Annotated in this window: 13 protein-coding genes; 7 read left to right on the forward strand and 6 right to left on the reverse strand. The window is 39.9% G+C overall.

The genetic code is table 11. The annotated features are described in order from the left end of the window. Positions 1-84 precede the first annotated feature (84 nt). The 3 genes from DPX34_RS03025 to DPX34_RS03035 form a co-directional block, all read right to left on the reverse strand. The gene (locus tag DPX34_RS03025) at positions 85-5,166 is read right to left on the reverse strand and encodes a DNA repair ATPase (protein ID WP_111976931.1); all 5,082 of its coding nucleotides are present in this window, start codon (positions 5,164-5,166) and stop codon (positions 85-87) included. A 94-nt stretch (positions 5,167-5,260) separates the two neighbouring features. Further along, positions 5,261-7,264: a hypothetical protein gene (locus tag DPX34_RS03030; protein ID WP_111976932.1), complete on the reverse strand. Its 2,004-nt coding sequence runs from the start codon at positions 7,262-7,264 to the stop codon at positions 5,261-5,263. 11 nt (positions 7,265-7,275) lie between these two features. Continuing rightward, positions 7,276-7,902, reverse strand: a complete 627-nt coding sequence (locus DPX34_RS03035; RefSeq protein ID WP_111977015.1) for an OB-fold-containig protein — start codon at positions 7,900-7,902, stop codon at positions 7,276-7,278. A 185-nt stretch (positions 7,903-8,087) separates the two neighbouring features. Here DPX34_RS03035 and DPX34_RS03040 point away from each other — a divergent pair, with 185 nt between their 5' ends. Together DPX34_RS03040 and DPX34_RS03045 are read left to right on the forward strand one after the other, a co-directional pair. After that, a complete protein-coding gene (locus tag DPX34_RS03040; RefSeq protein WP_111976933.1) occupies positions 8,088-8,480 on the forward strand; it encodes a hypothetical protein in 393 nt (130 codons plus the stop codon). 109 nt (positions 8,481-8,589) lie between these two features. After that, positions 8,590-9,954: an MFS transporter gene (locus tag DPX34_RS03045; RefSeq protein ID WP_111976934.1), complete on the forward strand. Its 1,365-nt coding sequence runs from the start codon at positions 8,590-8,592 to the stop codon at positions 9,952-9,954. Positions 9,955-10,086: 132 nt separating this feature from the next. Here the strand turns inward: DPX34_RS03045 and DPX34_RS03050 are convergent, their stop codons facing one another. Then, positions 10,087-10,431: a PDZ domain-containing protein gene (locus DPX34_RS03050; RefSeq protein WP_111976935.1), complete on the reverse strand. Its 345-nt coding sequence runs from the start codon at positions 10,429-10,431 to the stop codon at positions 10,087-10,089. Positions 10,432-11,024: 593 nt separating this feature from the next. Between DPX34_RS03050 and DPX34_RS03055 the strand changes: the two genes are divergently transcribed. From DPX34_RS03055 to DPX34_RS03070, 4 genes are all read left to right on the forward strand, one after another. Then, positions 11,025-12,407 carry an RICIN domain-containing protein gene (locus DPX34_RS03055; protein ID WP_111977016.1) on the forward strand — a complete coding sequence of 461 codons (1,383 nt, stop codon included), beginning with the start codon at positions 11,025-11,027 and terminating at the stop codon, positions 12,405-12,407. Between the two features lie 427 nt (positions 12,408-12,834). Beyond that, positions 12,835-13,260, forward strand: coding sequence for a CBS domain-containing protein (locus tag DPX34_RS03060; protein ID WP_332872812.1), 426 nt, complete (start codon positions 12,835-12,837; stop codon positions 13,258-13,260). 138 nt (positions 13,261-13,398) lie between these two features. Then, positions 13,399-15,480: a S9 family peptidase gene (locus tag DPX34_RS03065; RefSeq protein ID WP_111977017.1), complete on the forward strand. Its 2,082-nt coding sequence runs from the start codon at positions 13,399-13,401 to the stop codon at positions 15,478-15,480. A gap of 132 nt (positions 15,481-15,612) precedes the next feature. Beyond that, positions 15,613-18,582 (forward strand): DUF748 domain-containing protein, encoded by a 2,970-nt coding sequence (locus DPX34_RS03070; protein WP_111976937.1) that lies wholly within the window; start codon positions 15,613-15,615, stop codon positions 18,580-18,582. 329 nt (positions 18,583-18,911) lie between these two features. Here DPX34_RS03070 and DPX34_RS03080 read toward each other — a convergent pair whose 3' ends face one another. Further along, the gene (locus DPX34_RS03080; protein WP_198673605.1) at positions 18,912-20,363 is read right to left on the reverse strand and encodes an MATE family efflux transporter; all 1,452 of its coding nucleotides are present in this window, start codon (positions 20,361-20,363) and stop codon (positions 18,912-18,914) included. A 173-nt stretch (positions 20,364-20,536) separates the two neighbouring features. Between DPX34_RS03080 and DPX34_RS03085 the strand changes: the two genes are divergently transcribed. Further along, positions 20,537-21,406, forward strand: coding sequence for an AraC family transcriptional regulator (locus DPX34_RS03085; protein WP_111976938.1), 870 nt, complete (start codon positions 20,537-20,539; stop codon positions 21,404-21,406). A gap of 66 nt (positions 21,407-21,472) precedes the next feature. On the opposite strand, the gene DPX34_RS03090 is transcribed toward DPX34_RS03085, so the two are convergent. Continuing rightward, on the reverse strand, positions 21,473-21,931 hold the full coding sequence (locus DPX34_RS03090; protein WP_111976939.1) for an EVE domain-containing protein: 459 nt from the start codon (positions 21,929-21,931) through the stop codon (positions 21,473-21,475). Positions 21,932-21,943: the final 12 nt, after the last annotated feature.

Raw genomic sequence — 21,943 nt, forward strand, 5'->3', positions numbered from 1 at the left:
AATATAAAAAACGAGCCGCAGCTCGCTTTTTATCTGTTGCTCACACTTTGATCACGCTTCGATCAGCATAAGCTTAAAACGGCGTTAATCTTTAGCGCCATTTGTACCTGCCCAAGCTCGACCTAAAGCACGCATGGCCTTGCCAATGTCATTAATCGGATCAATCAATTGTTGTGATTGGCTTTGTGTTAAGCCTTGCTGAATATCACCTAATGTTTGCGCAACTAAAGTGAGTTGGTTCGCCATTTGTTGGCTCGGATCACTCTCGTCACCCATGGCTTGTTTACGCTTGTATTGACTACAAATATGCTGCCAACGTTCGTTTTGCTCTTCGTTTAATGCACCGCGTAATTGCGCCAATTTAAGCAAGTTTTCTTCTGCACCAGAGGTTAAGGTTTGCGCTTCACCAACATAATGATCACCGATTAACCGCATGAGCTCGGCTTTATCCATAACCGATGATACTTTTTCGGCCATTTTATTCATGTTGCGGTACGAGCCTTGTAATTTAAAAGGTGGCTCGGTGCGATAATCTTCCGCGGTGGCAGCTGAAGCAATGTATTGCAGATTCACTTTTAAGATCACTTTTTGGATCTCAAATAAATGCTGCAACACTTGTATTATTTCGTTACGTTCGGCTGCGCTGTAGTCATACGAAAAATCAGTGCTAGCCACTTCGCCGCCGTTGGCAAGCTCAACAAAACGATATAAATCTTGCATATCACGTAAAGCTAACGGGGCAAGAACAGGGTTCGACGTTAAACTGTTTTCGATATAGCTTAATGCAAATTGCTCTTCTTTACCGCCTAATACGTCACCTAAATTATAAATATCGGCACGGTTAGCCAACATATCCGGCACTTTAAACACATCGCCCGATTCGGTATAAGGGTTACCCGACATCACCACGCAAAACTTTTTACCGCGCATGTCATAGGTTTTCGTTTTGCCTTGCCATACACCTTCTATTCGACGCGTGCCATCACACAAGGCGATAAATTTTTGTAAAAACTCCGGATGCGTATGCTGTATATCATCTAAATACAACATCACATTACTACCCATTTCAAAACCTAAATTGATTTTTTCAAGTTCTTGCTGCGCGGTTGCATTGGGTGCTTGCTGCGGATCAAGCGATGTAACGTCGTGACCTAAAGACGGGCAGTTTATTTTCATAAACACTAAGCCGAGTCGATTAGCCACGTATTCCATTAAGGTGGTTTTACCGTAACCTGGGGGTGAGATTAATAACAATAACCCCATTAAGTCGGTACGTTTATCATCACCTACTGTGCCCATTTGCTTAGCTAAATTGTCACCAATAATTTGTAAATAAACCTCGTTTATTAATCGGTTACGAACAAATGAACTGAGCGGATTCGCTTTAAATGATTCAAGTTGTAGCTGACTACGGTAATCGTGCATTAATTGATTACGCAAAGCATGGTAGCGTTTAAACGCCGGCACACTGGTGTTATTAAATGTTGCGAGGCGCGTGTTAAATTCGTCCAGCGACAGCGCTAACGAGCCTTCTTTAATGCGTGAATGGTCGCTCAGTAAACCGCTAATTTGCGTATCTAACTGCACCGTTGCCACACTGCGCGGTAAATCTTCACATAACAATAAGGTGGCCGCTTCGGTAATGTAATGACTAGCTTGCTGGTAAATCGTATTGTCTTCGTGTGTTTGCTTAAGTTTAAACTCAATAAAGGCGTCTAACCATGATGTGCATAAACCCCACTGTTCAGCTAAGCCTAATAGTGTTTGACCGGGTTGATAATGCGCTGTATCACTTAAGTGGGTAAAACGTGCGATCGCATCTTTGTAATCATTAAGATGACCAATGCTGTCTAAATAATCGAGTAAATCTTGTGCCAATTGCTGGGCTAATTGGCTATTAACAAATTGTAACTCGGGTGCTGCTAGCACCAAACTTAAATAATCTGCCGCGTTGGCGATTAAATTCGAATTAAAAGGTAAATCAGCATCCGTTACAAACTGTTGTAACGCTTGTGTTAATTCGGCCAGTAACTCGGTAAAACCTTTTCGGCTATTCAGTGCGCTCGCTAATAAATGCGCACTGCGGGCATGACGTTGCCACAAGGCTATTTTTTGCTTAGCAAGTGGTGAGTTTTGCCAAAACAAACTGGCTATTGAACGAGCAGCCGCAGAATAACGTAACAAACCGGCTTGCTGATGAATAGGCAGCAAGGCTTGCAAAATTAAACTTGCGTCTACATCGTGAATACCTTTTTCGTATCCTTCTTGATAACGCGGTGTCATGTATTTGCGAATAGCGGTTAATAAATAATCAGGTGTTTCAATGCTTTCGTATAACGCGGTTAAACTTAAACCTTCGGTTTGGTTTTCAGCATGTTGTAATACGCTATAGGCTAAATATTCACTTCTGGCGACTGCGCTATTTTCAGAGACTAAATTTTGCTGCCAATAAGGCGATAAGGTCGACAGCTCTTCATGCTCTATTCTTTCAAAGTAATCGGTTCCGGTAAGGTGTTTATACATGCCATCGTCGCGTGGCAATAGCGTTAAATCTAACCCTTGAGTGTTAACACTAAATTTGTGTTTACCCAATTTGATAATGGCACCGCCATCTTCAAAAATATCTTGTTTGTCACGCAAACTACGAATAGCTTGTTCTTTAGCAGCCTTTAACTGAGCATCAATATCATCTGCTTTTATAGGATCTGCTAAGTCTCGTAATTGCTGCGCTAAATCAGCTAATTTAAGCACCATCGCATCGGAGGCAAAATAAGTATTGAGTTGGTCAACATCGCTAAAGCTGGTTGCCCGACGTTCAACGCCAGAAATAATTCGCGCGGCGGCACTGGCTAAATTTTGCGCTCGACGTTGTTGCTCTTCAACTAAGCTTTGCTTACGGTTTTCGAATGCATCTTGTAACTCTTCGCGCTTGGCTAAAATATCCGATAAAAATTCGTCATATTCACTGAATTTAGATTCAAGCTCTTCAAGTTGAATTAATAATCGAGATAGCTGTTCATCCGCTTTTTCAGGAGAATCGGCAATCGCTAACGCACTGGTAATGCTTTGCGAGAATAATCTAAACTGTGCAGCAAACTCAGCGACCGCTTCGCCTGAACCAAGCGATTTTTGTTTTTGTCGGCCTTGGGCTTTTACTTGATTAAGCTTGGCGTATATTTCAGATATATCATCTAATAATTGAGTACGTACGGTCGCATCTTCAACTTTTAGACCATTAAGCACTTCTGTTAATAAATCAAGGCCGATTGATAGGCTGTCTAATTCTTCATTGAGCGGTGTTAATTCAACAACTAATTCAACGTCATCAATTTGTTGTTTTAACGTGTTTATTTGCTCATGGTAAGGCGATAACGCGGTATCACTCGCTAAAAAAGTCACCGTTGCTTGGCTAACTTGCTCAAAGGTTTCGGCGGCTTCTTCATCTAATTCTGTTAAACGCGCTAAATCAATGTAACGTTGCGCTTTTAAACTAATTAAATGACCACGCTGCTTGCGTAAACGACCCAAGCAATCAACAAATTCACGAGGTAACTGCCAATCAGGTATGCGCACCGACTGCATTATTTTTTTCTGGTCGGCTTCGGCTTCGGCTAACACTTTTTCAGCTTGGTGACGAATTTGCTCAACTTTAATAAATTCATCAATCACTAAATCCGCATTGCTGCTGATCATTTTGACCGTTTCGCCAATAGCTGCAACATCACCCTCTGCTAACCAATAAAACGCATCAAAGAGTGTTTTGCTTTGGCTAATCAAATCTTCGTATAAATTACGACTTGGCTTAGGGTCAAAAATCATGCGATATAAACTGTTAAGTTCAGAGATGCCACGCACTAATTCTCGGTTACCAATACGACTGTAAAAGGTATCTTGTGTGGGTTGCTTAGCTGAAAACTCTTGACTGAAATAAGGCGTTTGCCACACCTGCATCGGATGCACGCGAGTCGGCTCTTCTTCGGCACTAAAAACCAGTGCCTGACCATCTTCATATAAACAATAGCCGTGGCCGTAAATCGGATTTTGTAAACCTTTGCGAATGAGGTTATACGAGAATAAACCAACAAGCCCTTCTTCGGGCTCATAAAAAACAAACAGAACATCTTCACCATTAGGTGAACGAATCGCACGTTTAAAAACTAAACCTTCAATTTGATCGGGAAACGATTTGGTTTCGCCATTTTGCAAATAGTAACCGCCAGGAAAAATAATACCGTGGTCTTCGGGTAATGAAATGCACGCTGAGCCAATTGCATCAATGCGATCAACTTGGTTATTGCGGGTATTAAATACAAAATACCGATGCTGTTTTTCACGGTATGGCTGTATTTTAAGTAAAACAAGGCTGCCGACTTCAGCAAATTGAATATCGGCATCGGCTAAGCTTTGATTTTTATCATCGACGGGTTCGCTATAAATCCCCTCGCCTTCTTGGGTATTATTTTCAACCTTAATGGTTAAATCACCATTAATGGTTTCGACAAAGACTTTATCGAGCACGCTAACATGCGGATACTGACCCGAAACATGATCTTCGCGCGATACACTTTGCCATTCAAAATCGTGGGTATTGGCTTTTTTTAAAATGCGTTCGCCACGATTGTCGATATACGTTGCGCTACCATCTTTATTGATTTGCCATTGAAAAACACGGGTATCAGTAATTTGGCGACCAATTTGAAAAATAGCAAACAGGCGTTCATTTTGAACCTGCAGTTGGATCAGTTTTGAATTTTTGTAATATACATAAAGCTCATTAAAATCTTTTTTAAAGACGGGGTCATCTAAAAAAGTCCCCGCTTGCGCGACTTCGGTTATTTCAAAACTCGAATTGTCATTCGATAAGGTATATAAACTGAATACATCACTGACTTGAGTTTCTTTTTTTAAGCCAATAAATACGTTGTAACCAAAGAGTAAAACATCGCCAACGCGGACGATATCGCGCGCAACACAGTTGTTTTCAGTGCGAGCACGCACGCGGCTCACAACTTCAAGCGGCGCTTGGCCAAATTCATCAATTCGAGCTTGGTTAAGCGCTTCAACTTGTTGTTTTAATTGAGTGGCTTGTTCATTTAAGCGTGCGCATATTACTTCGTATGCACCGCCTTGTGTTACAGCATTATCAAGCGAGTCGTGTTCCGACATGGTTTTATTATACTCCCTGGCGAAGATATGGCAGGTAAACAGCAGGTATACGCTTTAAGTGGGCATACCTGTGTTTAATTGAAAGAGACCGGTGTTACTTTTTACCACCTAGTGCAGAGCTAATCATGTTCATTAATTCTGGATTGCTATCGGCATTTTTAAGTAACTTACCAACTAAGGCCGTTGTCGCGACATCTTTAATTTCACCGGTTGCACCGCCAAAGCCGGCGACCAACTCTTTTGCATCTTCAACAAAGCTAGCATCACCATTTAAATGGTCTTTAAAGGCGGTACTTAAAGTGTTACTTTTTTCGATCGCACCATCAATTGATTTACCCACCGCAAGCGATTTAACAAAGCTATCAAAGTAAGCCGTATCACCACCCACAATATCAATTTTAGCTTGCTTAAGTGCTTCGGCTAATACAACAGCTTGCTCTTTCGCAATATTTACATTGGCATCAATATTGTGCAATATTTGCTCATGTTGTTTTTCAAGCTGCATACGGAACTCTTCATGTGCGCGTTGCTGTTCAGACATGGTCTCCATGGCCGCAAATTTCTTAGTCATTCCTTCTGCTTCTGCGGCTGCTTTTTCAGCTAGCACTTTAGCATCGGCTAAACCGGTTTTTTCTATTGCGTCAGCTTTAGCTTCGGTTACACGCACTTCCGCCATGCCTTCTTGCTCATAAGCAATCGCTTTCGCTTCCATGACTTTAGCTTCGGCTAAGCCGGTTGCTGCCGCTAACGCTTCTGTACCTTCAGCTTCGCGTTTTTGCGATAATGCATTTTTCTCAGCGACTTCTAAGTCTGCTTGCGCAATTAAGGTTTTTTCTTTCGCTAAGTATTCGGCTGATTTCTCTGCGGCTTCTGCGGCTTTAATATCGCGCACTAATGCTTGCTCTGCATCGGCTTCGGCATTAATAATAAGTGATTTTTTCTCGCGTTCAGCTTCAGAAACCAAACGAAGTTCTTTTATTTCTTCTTCGCGTTGTGCAACCGTTTTATCAACTTCAACTCGGCTACGAATAACTTCCGCTATTTCTCGCTTTTCATGTTCAACGAGTTTTTCGTTAGCAATCGTTTGTAACGCAATTTCTTTTTCACGTTCAATACGCTCAAGATCACGCGCTTTAATAACACGCTCTTCTTCAATCGCCACCGCACGTTGTTTGTTGTTTTCCGCAACTTCAACTTCACGTTGTTTATTTTGCTCTTGTACTTCGGCTTCTTGCTCAGTTTGAATACGCGCTTGTTCTGATTTTAAATGCTCTTCGTGTTTAACCCGTTCTGTTTCAGCGGTTTCGCGAGCAATAACGGTTTCGATTTCGCGCTTTTGCTTTGCTTCAGCATCGGCCTGTTGGCGTTCTAGCTCAAGCATGGCTTCGCGTGTTTCAACATCTTTACGCTTGATTTTCATTTCTTCATCACGTTGAAAAACATTGGTTTGAATGTTTTGCTCAGCGGTTAATTCAGTAATTTTACGAATACCTTGTGAATCAAGAATATTATTAGGGTCAAGCTTATTAAGTGGGGTTTGCTCAAGGTAATCGATGGCAACATCTTCAAGCACATAACCATTTAAATCGGTACCAATGTTATCAATGATCATATCGCGAAAATTATCGCGCTTGGCATAGAGTTCAACAAACTCTAACGATTTACCCACGGTTTTAAGGGCTTCCGAGAATTTTGCACTAAATAGCTCTTCTAACGTCGCAATATTTGAAGCGCGCTCACAACCAATGGCTTGTGCTACTTTTAATACGTCATCACGGTTTTTATTTACGCGAACAAAAAAGCCCACTTTTATATCGGCTCTAATATTATCTCGACATATCAAACCATCAGAGCCATTACGATCAACTTCTATTGTTTTGAGCGAGATATCCATAATCTCCATTTTATGGAATACAGGCACAACAACTGAGCCAGTAAACGTAACATTAGGTTCAGCGCGCATGGTGTTCACAATCATCGCTTTACCTTGTTCAACCTTGCGGTATAAGCTCGCTAAAAAAAATAAAATAGCTAACGCAAAAACAGCAATACCAACACCTATGCCTAACCAGACTTCCCACGTAAAACTTAATTCCATTTCTGCTCCCATTAATTTTGATTTAATAATTCGTATTCGGTGACCACCCAAAAGTGATCGTTATTTTTGTCGTAACTAATTAAGGCAATGCGATCGCCTTTGCTTATGTTATTAGGTTCATCAGCTCTTACACTGAGCACCATACTGCCGTCATCTAAAACAGCCTGACCAAATTTGTTAGTCACTTTAGTCGTGGTAACCACGCAAATTTGCCCCGTAATATCTGATTTTGACACTGCTTCGTGTGTATAAAAAAAACGTCTTAATGGCTTTATGCTAATAGCCGTAAGCGGGATCGCAACAACAACCGCAAATAGCGCAATTAAGCTGCCGAGTACAGCCGAAGTAATCAGCTCATCAGCCAATGGCATCATAAACTTACGTGCCACGTAACTTAACCCAAGGCCATAAGCATCTAAAAAGGTCAGCACAACCATTAATGGCGCACCGTCTAGGCCGAGTTTTTGTAACCAAGAGGTTTCGGTTTGATTGTCGTTTTCTATTTCAGGTTCAATGTCGGCAATTTCAATATCGACAAAACCAAGCAGGGCAACCAGCCAAAAAAAGAAGATAACAACAAGTGGGAGAGAAAAGATAATGTTAGGGAAACTAAAAACTTCTGTTAAAAATAAATCCATTTTAATAAACCACATACTACATCCGATTAACGCCAATGTAGCTTATTTTTATCGCGCTGTTAACTAGAATATGACATCAATTGTATGAAATTAAGTTTTTGCCATCTTTTGGTATATTAATTAAATCGTTTGCCAGTCATAATAAAATATACATGATTGAAATTAGTTAATTAAATGGAATTTACATGAGCGAAGCACACACAATAGGATTAGGAACAATAAAAGCAATACGCCACGATATTGCCGAAGTTATCTGTCATGAAGGCATTGAAATTACATTAGAGATGGTTGCTGAATACCACCAGTTTTTAGCGGATCATTTTGCCTCGCCTTGTTCTGTATTAGTTAATAAAATAAATGCCTATACTTACACTTTTGAAGCTCAGCTCGAAATAGGCACGGCAGCGCATATTAATTCACTCGCATTTGTTACCTACAACCGAGTCGCTGAAATTGCCGTACAAACCTTATCGGCTTATCCGCGTAAAAAAAATTGGCAAGATAATTTTTTTAATGACAAAGAAGACGCGATACAATGGCTTATAGCTCAGCAAGAAAATGTGAACACTAAAAAATAATGCCATCTTACCTAATTTGATAATAGCGCAACTAGCCGCTGATTAATGATATCTGCTACAATCGCCACTCTTTATACCAATGTTACTTTAAATTAAGTTTTAACGCGTTATGTCTAATCAGTTATCCCGTTACGAGAAAAAAATAGCAGCCGCTTGTGCCAGTGTATTTGGTTTACGCATGCTCGGTTTATTCATGTTAATGCCTGTGATGGCCATTTACGGACAAACGCTTGAAGGTTTCTCTCCTATTTGGATTGGTATTATCATTGGCGCTTATGGTTTAACCCAAGCCTTGTTACAAATACCGATGGGCTTGTTGTCTGATAAATGGGGCCGCCGGCCTGTTATGTTATTGGGTTTAACACTTTTTGCTATTGGCTCACTCATTGCCGCCAATTCAGATCATGTTATTGGTGTTGCGATTGGTCGCTTTTTACAAGGTACAGGCGCGATAGCCAGTGCCGTTTTAGCGTTAGCTGCCGATTTAACTCGAGAAGAGCAACGCCCTAAAGTAATGGCCATTATTGGCATGTGTATTGGTTTAGCCTTCGCTTTCGCCATGATATTAGGCCCCGTTGTAGCCGCTAAAGCGGGTATTCATGGTATTTTTTGGTTAACCGCTGTGCTCGCTTTTGTTGGGATAGCCATTGTGTTTTTTACCATTCCCGATACGGTTAACCGCGGAGCTCAACGCGATGCAATACCGGTTCCGGCGCAATTAAGTCAGATGATCCAACACCCACAACTGAGTAAATTAAATATAGGCGTGTTTTTTCTACATTTACAATTAACCACGCTGTTTGTCATTATTCCAGGTTTGTTAGTCACCGCAGGCATGCAATCGGAAAGTCATTGGATGATTTATTTTCCGGCATTGTTATGTTCATTTATTGTGATGGCCCCCATGTTAATGTGGGCCATAAAACAGCATAAAGAAGCGTTTGTGTTTAAACTGTCAATTGCGATTATTGCACTTGCCATGTTAAGCGTCGGTTTATTTCAAAGTCATACACTCGTTTTAATTTTTTCGTTAATTAGCTTTTTTGCTGCTTTTAACTTTTTAGAAGCCAATTTACCCGCTTGGGTAAGTCGCATTGCACCTGCGGGTCAAAAAGGATCTGCGATGGGCGTATTCTCAACATGTCAATTTGCGGGGGCTTTTTTTGGTGGCTTACTCGGCGGTTTACTGCTTGAGCATTCAACCCCGTTAATTGCGTTATCGGTTATTGCGGCCTTAGCCTTACCGTGGATATATTTAAGCCATAAATTAACGCTACCTAAACGTACAAAACCTAAAGTGATCAGTGTTGAGGTTGCAGACCATCAAGCAGCAGAATTACTCGCTGAGAGGTTAGTCAAAATAGCAGGCGTAGAAGAAGCAGTCGTGTTTGTAGAAGAACAAAAAGCCTATTTAAAAGTATTACCCAAAGCGCTAGATGAAGAGCAATTGCAAATAACTATCACCCCGGTCTAAAAGACCATAGCGTTTTAAATCAGACACAAAAAAAGTCGCTCATGAGCGACATTTTGTTTTTAGATTTATTACTTTTTAACCGTAATTTATTTACTGTAAGAACACTTGGTTTTAGCTAGTTTAGAATTAACTTTATTCTAACCTAAGTGTTGTATAAACCTGAGTGTCGTCATCACGTTGAATGACAATAGGCACTAAATCACCCGGATGTCGTTTTAGGCGTTGCTTTGCTTCACTTGTTAAACAACCTGGAACCTGACAATCATCAATTGCAACAATGCGATCACCGACTTGTAAGCCTGCTTTTTCGGCTGGAGAGTTTGATTCAATAAAAGAGATTTCTGCTGATTCTAACACTGAACTGAAAAAGCCGCTCACGCCAACATCTAACTCAAGGCCAGCTTTACCTTGATCGTCGTTGTATGCATTGCCAGCAAAAGACAAACTTAGAGCGACTAAACCTGTTTGAATTTTCATATAACCACCTGACGTTAATATTTATAGTAATAGATTAGACAGGTATAACCGATTAAGTTCAACTATTTTTGTTAAAAAAATGTTTATTTTATTTCACTTGTTAATTATTCAATCCATTAGTGATTGAAATATATACTTTTTATTTTATTCTAGTTTTTAACTTTTTTGTTAACTTTTAAACCACACCCACCAAACACCTCAGATACAAAGTTACAAAGTTACAAATTAACAAAAATTAAGGAAAGAATAATATTTAATGACGTAACAAAACAGCCCTAAAAGCGCCTACCAACAATAAGCTATCCAAATCGCTAATATAGTCTTCTCGCTCAGGTTTTATGGTTCATTGTCAGCGCTTACTCGCCCCAATCACATAGTAGAGCATATGCTCATGGCGTCTCGAAGCTTGACGGCTTCCCCTAAAACCCGATCGCTTTGACTATATATTATTTTACCCACACGAAAATAGTTAACAATCGACATAAAAAATAAATTTAAATTTAACATTATATTGACAACTGTTAACAAAAGATCATAAAGTTGCTGCAAGAAAAATGATAACAACCTTAACAATGAATCCAAAAGGGCCAAAAATGAAAAAACAATCAATTTTACTTTTAGGTGCATTAAGCACTGCTTTTACAGTAAATTCAGCTGATTGGGACAATATACCTTTACCTGTAGCAGCAGGTGATGGGCAAACATGGCAGTTACAAGATAGTTATTCAGATTCATTCAATTACACAGGTAAAACGAGTACATTCACCAGTAAGTGGAACGACACTTACTTTCATGGTTGGACAGGTCCAGGGTTAACGTATTGGAATAGCGACGAATCTTGGGTATCAGATGGTAACTTAATTATAGGTGCATCTCGCCGAGCTGGCACAAATCAAGTTAATGCAGGTGTTGTAACTTCAAAAACTAAAGTTAAATACCCTATTTTTTTAGAAGCTAAAATTAAAGTCAGTAATTTAGAATTATCTTCAAATTTTTGGTTACTCAGCGAAAATGATGAACGCGAAATCGATGTATTAGAAGTTTACGGTGGCTCACGACAAACTTGGTTTGCACAAAATATGTCAACTAACTTCCATGTATTTTTACGTGACCCGCAAACTAATGAAATCATCAGTGATTTTAATGACCAAACGCATGTAACGCCACCATGGGGCACATACTGGCGTGATGGCTTCCATCGTTTTGGTGTTTACTGGAAAAGCCCAACCGAAGTTACCTTTTACATAGACGGCCAGCAAACAACAGACGGCTCTTGGGCTCAAGTGGTTATGAAAGACAAAGACTACACAGGCGCAATTTTAGATAAAAGCCAATACAACATAGATGAAGAAGCCTTCATTATTATTGATACTGAAGATCATTCGTGGCGCTCAGAAGCCGGTAATATTGCAACTGATGCCGATTTGGCCGATAACAGTAAAAATAAAATGTATGTTGATTGGATCCGTGTTTATAAGCCGGTGTCAGATGGTAGTTCAGGCGGTGACAATGGCGGCGATACGGGTAATGGCTCTACAAGCGGCGTACCAACCGGTATTACGAATGTACAAGCTAAGCACAGTAGTAAATGCTTAGATGTGGCTAATGGCGCGATGTATAACGGTAGTACTTATCACCAATGGGGTTGTAATACGAGCAATGCCAATCAACAATTCACGTTCACCAGTTTAGGTAATAGTGAATACGCTATTACTTCGCAGAAAAGTGGTTTATGTGTTGAACTAAAAGATGGCAGCACCGCTAATGGGGCAACCGTTCAGCAATATGTTTGTAATCACAGTGATGCCAACCAGCGCTGGAAATTAATTGACCAAGGCGATGGGTATTACGAAATCCGTTCAACAGTGAGCAATAAGTGTTTAGATGTTGCAGGTCAAGGTACCGCTAATGGGGCCGCATTTAATCAGTGGAACTGCTTTAATGGCAACAACCAGCGCTTTAAATTTGTTAACTAATTTAGCCTTTACTCTGTAATGAGTAAATAATTGTAAATTGAAAAATGCCAGCAAATCGCTGGCGTTTTTTGTTTAAAGGGTATTTAAAAGGTAAAGTATAAAAAACATTGATGCCACTTTATTTGATAAATCAAAACGTTAGATGAGTTAGTATTTCAAGTTTTAAACGCTACACTTATTTTATGTTTATTAAATAATTGTACTGTTGAAAAATTTAAACTGATGCCAAGCCTCTTTTTACTTTGCTGCGTCTTATCGGTAACAGCCTTTGCTCAAGGCAGTATTATCCTGTTTATAGATCGAGGCGAGTCGACCTTATTTTTACAATTTATAAAAGATGGCGATATAAAGTGCTTTCAAGTTGGATTAAAATCGTTGCGTCAGGCACATTACGCAATAAAAACAGATAATTAGCACAAGGTGATTAATGATGAGTATTAATCAAATTATGTCGACACGGGTGGTGAGTGTGCAAATGGATGACACGCTCGCAACAGCTAAGCAAATATTTGAAAACACAAAATTTCATCACTTATTAGTTATTGAAAAACATAAGCTAGTTGGTGTTGTATCCGATCGCGATATTTTAAAACAGTTAAGCCCATTTATAGATACGCCAAGAGAACACAATCGTGATACCGCCACGCTCAATAAAAAAATTCATCAAATGATGTCACGTGATTTGGTTGTTATGTTGGCCAATGAGCCAATTGCTAAAGCGGTTAGCTTATTCAATCAACATGCTATTTCATGCATTCCGATTATCGATGAAAACAATGAACCCATTGGCATTGTGTCTTGGCGCGATGTAATGCGCTACCTCGAACACAGAATAAATCAGCGTAATGCATAAATAGTTTAATACCAAGTCACGTCAATATACTCGTTCAGCCTATCTGCATCTTGAAGTAACTTGAGTAAATAAATGAAAATGGCATGCGTTTGAGTCTGTGATAAAATGCCAATAGAATTTTATTGGGTTAATTTTATCATGACATTTAAGCGTTTAGCTGCACCAAATATATTGCCGCCTGTAGCACCAGAAAAGCCTTTTCAACAAACTCATCATGGTTATGTATTAGCAGATGAATTTCATTGGCTAAAAGATGCGGATTACCCCGATGTAAAAAATACAGACATTCTTGATTATTTAAACCAAGAAAACACGTATTTCAAACAAGTCATGCAACCACATGAAACCTTGGTTGAAACCCTCTTTACCGAATTTAAAAACCGTGAGCAACCCGTTGAAACATCTGTACCTTGGCGCGAAAACGGCTTTGAATATCGCTGGTATTTTCCTGAAAACGCAGAATACCGTATATGGGCCAGAACCGCGGTAAACACAAATAATGAACAAATCTTACTCGATGAAAATATCGAATCGGCCAATACTGAATTTTATACGTTAAGCCACTTGAGCATCAGCCCAAATAATCGTTACATGGCTTGGTCGGTTGATGACACCGGCTCTGAACGCTTTACTATTTACATTAAAGATTTACAAGATGATTGCCAGCTAGTTGAGGTGATTACACAAACTAGCGGCGAAATCGAATGGTCGCAAAATAGTACGGGCTTTTTTTATACACTAGTCAGTGAAGAGTGGCGTCCGTATCAGGTTCAATACCATGAATTACACACCGCCATAACCCGCGATAAAATAATTTATACCGAACAAGATCAAAGTTATTTTGTGGGCATAGACAAAACACAATCGGCCGAATTTTTATTAATTAGTACTGGCAGCCACACCACAAATGAAGTTTACATTGTACCGAGTGCATCGCCATTACAGCCGCTCGAATTAATGGCCGGTCGCGAACACAATATGCAATATGATGTTGATCATGCCCAAGGTTATTTTTATATTCGCACCAATGATCAACACGAAAACTTTCGCATTGCGAAAACAGCCCAAAACACACCCGAGTTAAAAGCATGGCAAACGTGGATCACGGGTAGTGATACACACTATATAACCGGGTTAGTTAGCTTTGCGACTTATGCCGCAATTGAGCTACGCGTCGATGGTTTAGCCCAAATTCAAATCAAGCCTTACCAAGGTGAAGCGCATTATATTCAATTTGACGAAACCGCTTTTGCCGCTCACATCGGTAATAATCCAGAATTTGACCCTGCATTTTTGCGTATTAATTATGGCTCAATGATCACACCAAATTCAGTATATGATTACCACGTTAACAACCAAACATTAACCTTAAAGAAAACCCAGCAAATACCCTCAGGTTACGATAAAGATCAATACATCACCGAGCGTTTATGGGCAAAAGCGAAAGACGGCGCTAAGATCCCGATTTCGATAGTGTATAAAAAAGGCTTTATCGCTGATGGTTCACGGCCAATGCACCTGTATGGTTATGGCGCATATGCAATGGCAATGGAACCAGAGTTTTCTAAAACCGCACTCAGTTTACTCGATCGTGGCTTCTCTTATGCCATTGCGCATATTCGGGGTGGTGATGAAATGGGTTACAACTGGTACACCCAAGGTAAACTAGCGCAGAGACAAAACACCTTTAGTGACTTTATTGATTGCGCAGAGTATTTAATTGCCGAAAAATATGTCAGTCGCGGTAATATTTCAATTTCGGGTCGCAGCGCGGGCGGCGAATTAATGGGAGCCGTAACAGTCCAAAACCCTGATTTATGGCGTTCTGTTATTTTAGGTGTGCCGTTTGTGGATGTTCTTAACACTATGCTTGACGATTCGCTGCCGCTAACGCCGATCGAGTGGCCAGAATGGGGTAACCCACTGGCCGACAAATCCGATTATGAATTGATCGCAAGCTACAGTCCGTACGATAATATCAAGCAACAAGCATATCCACCAATGATGGTAACGGGTGGGCTGAATGATCCCCGCGTAACCTATTGGGAACCCGCGAAGTGGACAGCAAAAATGCGAAAACTAAAAACTGATCAACATTTATTAGTAATGCGTATGCACATGGGTGCAGGCCATTTTAGTAGCTCTGGTCGTTTTGCCCGTTTGAAAGACGATGCAGAAGAATTCACATTTATGTTACTCGCACATGGTATAACGGCATAAATAACCATTATAACTATCGTGTTAAGATAAATAGACCAAAAGCGCTTCAATAAAGCACACGAAAACTAAGAAGTTTAACAACTCATTTTTATTGACAAGATAATTAAATACACAAGGATTGAACGGCTTAATATGGCAACTCAAGCACAAAGCCCCGCTTTTTTAACCCGGTTTTTCACTTTTACAGGAAAATCATTACGTATACTGGTTTATATTTTACTCGGTACATTACTAGCAATTTGGTTATTTTCACCTTTAGCCATCCGCCTTGGCTTAAACCATGTGTTAGATGAGCAAAATTTATCAATCGATGATAACAGCATCGTGCGCATTAACCCCTTTCTCGCGCGACTCAGTATTGAAGATTTAGTGTTACATGAAAACCAAGAAAAGGTATTGAAAACAGACGCATTAATTGTCGATATCGCTTGGTTACCTTTATTGCAACATGAAGTGAATATCGAAGCGTTTACCATCGCAGGCTTTAGCATTAATAGTCAGTTTAATAAAAACGGTCAATTACAAAAAATTGCCGGTTTTATTTTACCAAAGGCAACTGAAGAAACAGACACAACTAGCGCAGAGCAACCCGTGATACCTTGGCGTATCACCGTAAATGAAAGTCTATTTAGCGACAGTATATTTAACCTTTATTTACCCCATAAAAAGCAAGCGATTGCCCTCACCCATTTAAATTTACGTCAGGTTGAATTAAGTCAACAAATTCAAGCATTGAATTTAGCACTGCAAGTAAAAGTAGATGGAACAACATTAGATCTAACAAGCGATATTAAACTGGCTCAAGGTTTAGGTTTAATCGATAGCCAAATAACGTTAAGCCAAATAGATTTAGCCACATTAAAAAGCTGGTTACCGGATCAAGCTGCATTAAAACCTTTAAAAGGGATTGTTGATATAAAAGTGGCTAGCAAGATAAACATAAGCACCAACAATGTAGATATTGTCAAAAACAAAATCGATATTAAACTGGCCGATATTGAATACACTCACGAACAAGGCGATATTTTATTAAGAGACTTTGCATTAAGCCTAAGCGACATTAATGTAAATTTATATCAGGGTAAACCGACAGCGGTCACGGCCAATATACAACAGCATTTAAGTGATTTAGTGATAGATCAATTACCAGCCCCGAGTCCCAAAATAACATTAGCCGCTTTTGATTTAACCATAGCAGACCTGAACCTCGAGTTTGAAAACGGCTTACTAAGTGAAGCCAATTTGCCGCTAATAACTAAATTGAGTGATTTATCGACCGTCGGTGGACCCACTCCCGATATGGTTAGCACTTTAACTCAATTTGATTTCAGCACACCTAAACTTAGTTTACTGTTTGAAGAACAACGTCCACACGCTATTAGCATGCAAAGCAAGTTAGACTTACATGAATTTAAAGCCGAAAATGCCAATGGCATATTGGCGCATTTTTCGGGTATCTCGTTAGAAGAGCTAGCCGTATTGGGTGCAATTGAGCAACCGGAAATCAATGTTTCAAATTTGCATATCAAACCTTTTGTTTTATCACAAGTTCACACTATCGCCCCCAGTAAAACTAAAGCAATTCAAGCAAGCTCAAATGATGATGAACGGGCAATTGTCGCCGATAGTGTAAAAACAAATGTAACCGTTAATGAAACGGTAACGAATGAAACAGTAACGAATGAAACAGTACCGAATCAAACAGTAACGAACCAAACAACCGCTAAGAATAAAACAGAAAAAGAAGAGCAAAATACCCCCACGTCGGCACCCGCTATAAACCAAGAGACCTTAGATGTAACACAAACAAGTGCTGAATCCACCGTCGAATTACCGCCATTGTTAAGCAGTAACGGCATCACTATTTCGCATTTCAATATTGATCAACAAGATATCGAGATTGGTGATATAGCATTAGATCATATTGAGGCTAATGCCTTTATTAATGCTAAGAAAAAGCTCAGTACCCAAGTTAGCCTAGAAAGCCAAAATGATACAGACGAGCCAGAATTAAATGAAGAAGCCTCAGCCTCGACAAGCGCGGCAGAAACAGAAACCAGCGCACAAAAACCGGCAATGCGCATCAGTTTAAATCGCTTTGAACTGATTAATAACGCCGTTATTAATGTACGTGATGAAAGTATTAACCCCGCTTATGAACGAGGTTTCGAATTCACCACGCTTAGCTTAGGTCGTATATCAACCACTGAGCCTGAACGTGAAACACCTTATTTAATAAAAGGTAAAAGTGATCGTTATGCCGTCATCGATTTTAACGGCTTTATAAAACCACTGGCAAAAATCACCCATTACACCGCTCAAGGCCATATAAAAGAGCTTGATTTACCCGGATTGTCGCCGTATTTAAAAGGTCCGTTAAAGCATGAAATAAAAACCGGCCACTTTGATTTAGGTTTAAAAGTAAAAATAATCAACGAACAAATTGATGGTGATGCCGACATATTATTACGAGGTTTGGAGTTATCTGCGGCTAATAATATCGAAGCATCAACAATTAAAGACACAACAGCGATGCCATTGAATATGGCAGTAGGCGTGCTTAAAGATAGCGATAACAACCTTGAACTAAACATTCCATTAAAAGGCAGCCTGAGTGATCCATCATTTGATGGTTTGTCTGGCATTGTGGTTTTACTCAGTAAAAAAGCCGCGATGAAAGCCGCTACATCGCTATTGATGGATACGTTTGTTCCTTACGCTAATATAGTAAGTGTCGCGATGATGGCAGGTGAATACGCCTTAAAAGTTCGCTTTAATGATTTAGAGTTTGCTCCAAAACAAAGCGCACTAACCGCCGCACAAATAACCTTTGCAAATGACTTTATTGCGTTAATGAAAGATAAAGAAGACACTCAAATAAACCTCTGTGCTATCGCAACGCCAGCCGATATTGATTTACCTGCCAAAAGTGTTTTAACATCATCACAAATAGCACAGCTCAATAAATTATCACAAGCTCGGCAACATGCATTTAAAGATTATGTATCGCAAGGTGGCGTGGCATCCGCACGCATTTTATTATGCGCCCCAACATTAGATAACAGCAAAGACGCTAAACCTCGTTTAAGCTTTAGCAGCTAACCCTTGCGGTCTAATTAAGTCGTTAATTTAAAAACACAAAGGCCGCAAACAAGCGGCCTTTTTAGTTCTTAAGAGCAAAAAACGCACATTACGTATAATACCAATCCGTAATAATAAGTGCCCACTCAGCGAGCGTTTAAATGCGCATACATAAAAGAATAGTGGTGCTCTTTTGAGTTCGAGCAATACAGAGTAAGCGCATTTAAAACTCGCCTGAAAGGAATGCCCCAGCGACTTTTGACCTGCGTTATCGGTATTTAAAAGGGAACAACCATTCCTACACACCGACGCCTTGTTCAAAAACCGCTGGATGCATTCTGAGAGAGCACTTATTTATATGAATTGGTATTAGACGGTGTAACGGTTTCTTCGGTTTTTTTTGTCACTTCTTTACCTTCTTTACCTTCTTTACCTTCTTTACCTTCTTTAGGTATAGTTAAATTGCGCATCCATTTTTTACTTGCCACCCGCCAACCAAACAAGAATGCTTTACAAATTTCTTCTGAGTAGGCAACAAGCGCAACATAAAATAATGGCCACTGTAAATGAAAAGCGGCGTAATACGTTAAAGGTAAACTAACAACCCATAAACCAAACGTGTCGGTAAACAAACAAAACTGATTGTCACCACCGGCTCTTAACATCCCCATGGCCAGTGTCATGTTAATCACCTTTATCCAAGCACTCAACGCGATGATCACAAACACATTTTTCGCCATCTGTTGGGTTTCAATAGGTAAAGCAGCAAAAGGTAAAAACAAGATATCTTGAATCATCAGCATCGCTAACCCAAAAGCAAACGCGGCAAAGGGCGCAGCAATTGCAAAGGTGCGAGCGGTTGCCCAAGCCTCATCAAATTTATTAGCACCTAAATTTTGTCCCACCATAATTGAACAGGCCGATGCAAAACCAAAAAAGAGCGATAAAAAGAGACCTTCAATTGGGGTCAGCATGCTCATAACCGCGAGCTCTTGTGTGCCCATGCGGCCATATATCAGTTGATAAGCAAAAGTACCTAACGACCATATGCCAAAACTAAACATCATTGGCCAAACAAGCTTAACTAATTTGAACCACTCTGCTTTGTTATTCAATACAATGAAATCTTTTATGCGAGGATATAAAATATGTTTGGTTTTAGCTAAAATATACAATAAGAATAAAACATGAAAACAGCGTGAAATAGTCGTCGCCCAAGCTGCACCTTCAACACCTAACGCTGCAATACCCACACCGCCATTAATGAGCCAATAGTTAAGAACAATGTTTAATGCAATCGCGACCGCGCTAAACACCATAGGCAACTTAACTTGATTTAATGCCCGTAATGCGTTTTCAAATACAAAAATAATGGCGACAAAAAATAAGCTTGGCATGGTGATCCATAGATACGCTTCACCTAGATTAATGACATTACTATCTTGGCTACCTAACGCCATGGCATCATCAGCCACAAAATAGGTAGCAAATATAATAGGTAATAATGCGACCATAGCGACGGTTAAGCCCATAATAATCGCTTGTCGGATCCGCCTCTTCTGCCCCGCACCAAAATATTGAGCCGAGAGAATACCAACCCCCCACGCCAAGCCCAGTATGATGATCATCACAACAAACATAATGCGGTTACCCAAACCAACAGATGCCACCGCAGCATCGCCAAGGTGGCTCACCATAATCACATCGATCATGCTCAATAATGTAACTAATACGTTTTGTAACGAGATAGGCCATGCAAGTTTAAAACTGCGCTGTAGTGCTTGCATATTAAAACGAGGCATTAAAATTCCTTAAAAGATAATTACGATTGGCTGAACAGGCGCGTATTTTAGAGTTTGCTGAAAAAACAAACAGTATTAAAATTATCAACTTGTATGTTTAAAACTATCATTTGAAACGCTACACTCTATTTTTAGTTATGAATATTTAACCCCGTTAATACAAGGTTCACCTGATGTTTACAGATGTATTAAACATACATGACGATTGTGAAGAAGCCTTTCTCGACTTTACAACGATGGCAGGTAATGGCAACGAGTTTATCGCGTGTGCTGGTGTATCAACATTACGCACTCACTATGAAGTGGGGCAACGAGAAAACCAAACCTCGATAAAAGATCATAAAAAACAACAGATACACTACATATTGGCGACACAATCAGGCCAAGGAAAACTCAGAGTAAGTTCTGGGGAATATGCAATAGAACCCGACAGCATTGTTATTATTCCGGCGGGCCAAGCCTTTAAATATGAATTAACGGGTGATGAATGGACCATGTGCTGGCTATTATTAAAAGACTGCCCTGCGTATCAATTTATTCATGATATTCCTGCTCACGTTTTTGATAGTAACGAAGCAAAAGGTTTGCATCAAACCATGTGCATGTTGCTCGATGTATCACGCACAACAAGCTTGCATCAGGCTGATATAGAGATCAGATTAATCGAAATACTGCGCTTTCAAGTCGACCAAGCCTTAAACAAAAATATGCGCTTAGACCGACAACAACTTAAATTTAGACACGTTATGCATCATGTTTATAAACAATTACATCACCCTTGGACTGTTGCCGAACTCGCTGAAAAAATGCATTTATCTGAACCACACTTTTTCCGGCTTTGCCAACAAGAAACAAAGATGAGCCCAATGAAGTTATTAACCAAAGTAAGATTAGAGTATGCCTGTCATTTGCTAAAACATACGCAGTTTAATCTTGAACAAATTGCGGCAAGTATTGGCTATAAAGATGGAGCCGCCTTTGCGCATCGCTTTAAAAAAACGATGGGGATAGCACCAGGAAAATGGCGAGAGAAAGCGATATAGATAAGTTTATGCTCAAAATAGCCTGTAGATAACAGCTGAGCGAAGTTGCGCTTTATCGCAAAGCGCTTAGGTGTATGAGCGAATGTGTAACCATTCGGCTTCTGAAACCGGCATAATTGATAACCGGCAGCCTTTTTTAACGAGTGCCAGCTCGGTTAATTCAGGCATGTTTTTTAATTCACGTAATGTGATTTCACGTTTAAATTTTTCAACAAACTGTACATCAACCATCCACCAACGCGGGTTGTCTGGATGCGATTTATCGTCAAAGTATTTAGATTCTGGGTTAAATGCGGTGTGATCGGGATAACTCGCTTTAACCACTTTAGTAATGCCGACAATCGCAGGGGTTTTACAGCCACTGTGATAAAAAAATACCGGATCACCAACCTTCATCTCATCACGCATCATATTACGCGCTTGATAATTACGCACACCATCCCAGTGTTCTGTTTGTAAAGGTCGAGCCGCGAGATCATCAATGCTAAAAGCATCAGGCTCAGTTTTCATTAACCAATATTTCATTATAAATCTCTG

The sequence above is a fragment of the Algibacillus agarilyticus genome (assembly GCF_003286125.1).
In the GTDB taxonomy this organism is placed as follows: Bacteria; Pseudomonadota; Gammaproteobacteria; order Enterobacterales; family Alteromonadaceae; genus Algibacillus; species Algibacillus agarilyticus.

Bases quoted from the DNA above. Each gene is read 5' to 3' on its own strand.
- DPX34_RS03090 (WP_111976939.1), bottom strand. From the start codon at position 21,931: ATGAAATATTGGTTAATGAAAACTGAGCCTGATGCTTTTAGCATTGAT.
- DPX34_RS03025 (WP_111976931.1), bottom strand. From the start codon at position 5,166: ATGTCGGAACACGACTCGCTTGATAATGCTGTAACACAAGGCGGTGCA.
- DPX34_RS03065 (WP_111977017.1), top strand. From the start codon at position 13,399: ATGACATTTAAGCGTTTAGCTGCACCAAATATATTGCCGCCTGTAGCA.
- DPX34_RS03045 (WP_111976934.1), top strand. From the start codon at position 8,590: ATGTCTAATCAGTTATCCCGTTACGAGAAAAAAATAGCAGCCGCTTGT.
- DPX34_RS03070 (WP_111976937.1), top strand. From the start codon at position 15,613: ATGGCAACTCAAGCACAAAGCCCCGCTTTTTTAACCCGGTTTTTCACT.
- DPX34_RS03085 (WP_111976938.1), top strand. From the start codon at position 20,537: ATGTTTACAGATGTATTAAACATACATGACGATTGTGAAGAAGCCTTT.
- DPX34_RS03060 (WP_332872812.1), top strand. From the start codon at position 12,835: ATGATGAGTATTAATCAAATTATGTCGACACGGGTGGTGAGTGTGCAA.
- DPX34_RS03035 (WP_111977015.1), bottom strand. From the start codon at position 7,902: ATGGATTTATTTTTAACAGAAGTTTTTAGTTTCCCTAACATTATCTTT.
- DPX34_RS03055 (WP_111977016.1), top strand. From the start codon at position 11,025: ATGAAAAAACAATCAATTTTACTTTTAGGTGCATTAAGCACTGCTTTT.
- DPX34_RS03040 (WP_111976933.1), top strand. From the start codon at position 8,088: ATGAGCGAAGCACACACAATAGGATTAGGAACAATAAAAGCAATACGC.
- DPX34_RS03050 (WP_111976935.1), bottom strand. From the start codon at position 10,431: ATGAAAATTCAAACAGGTTTAGTCGCTCTAAGTTTGTCTTTTGCTGGC.
- DPX34_RS03030 (WP_111976932.1), bottom strand. From the start codon at position 7,264: ATGGAATTAAGTTTTACGTGGGAAGTCTGGTTAGGCATAGGTGTTGGT.
- DPX34_RS03080 (WP_198673605.1), bottom strand. From the start codon at position 20,363: ATGCCTCGTTTTAATATGCAAGCACTACAGCGCAGTTTTAAACTTGCA.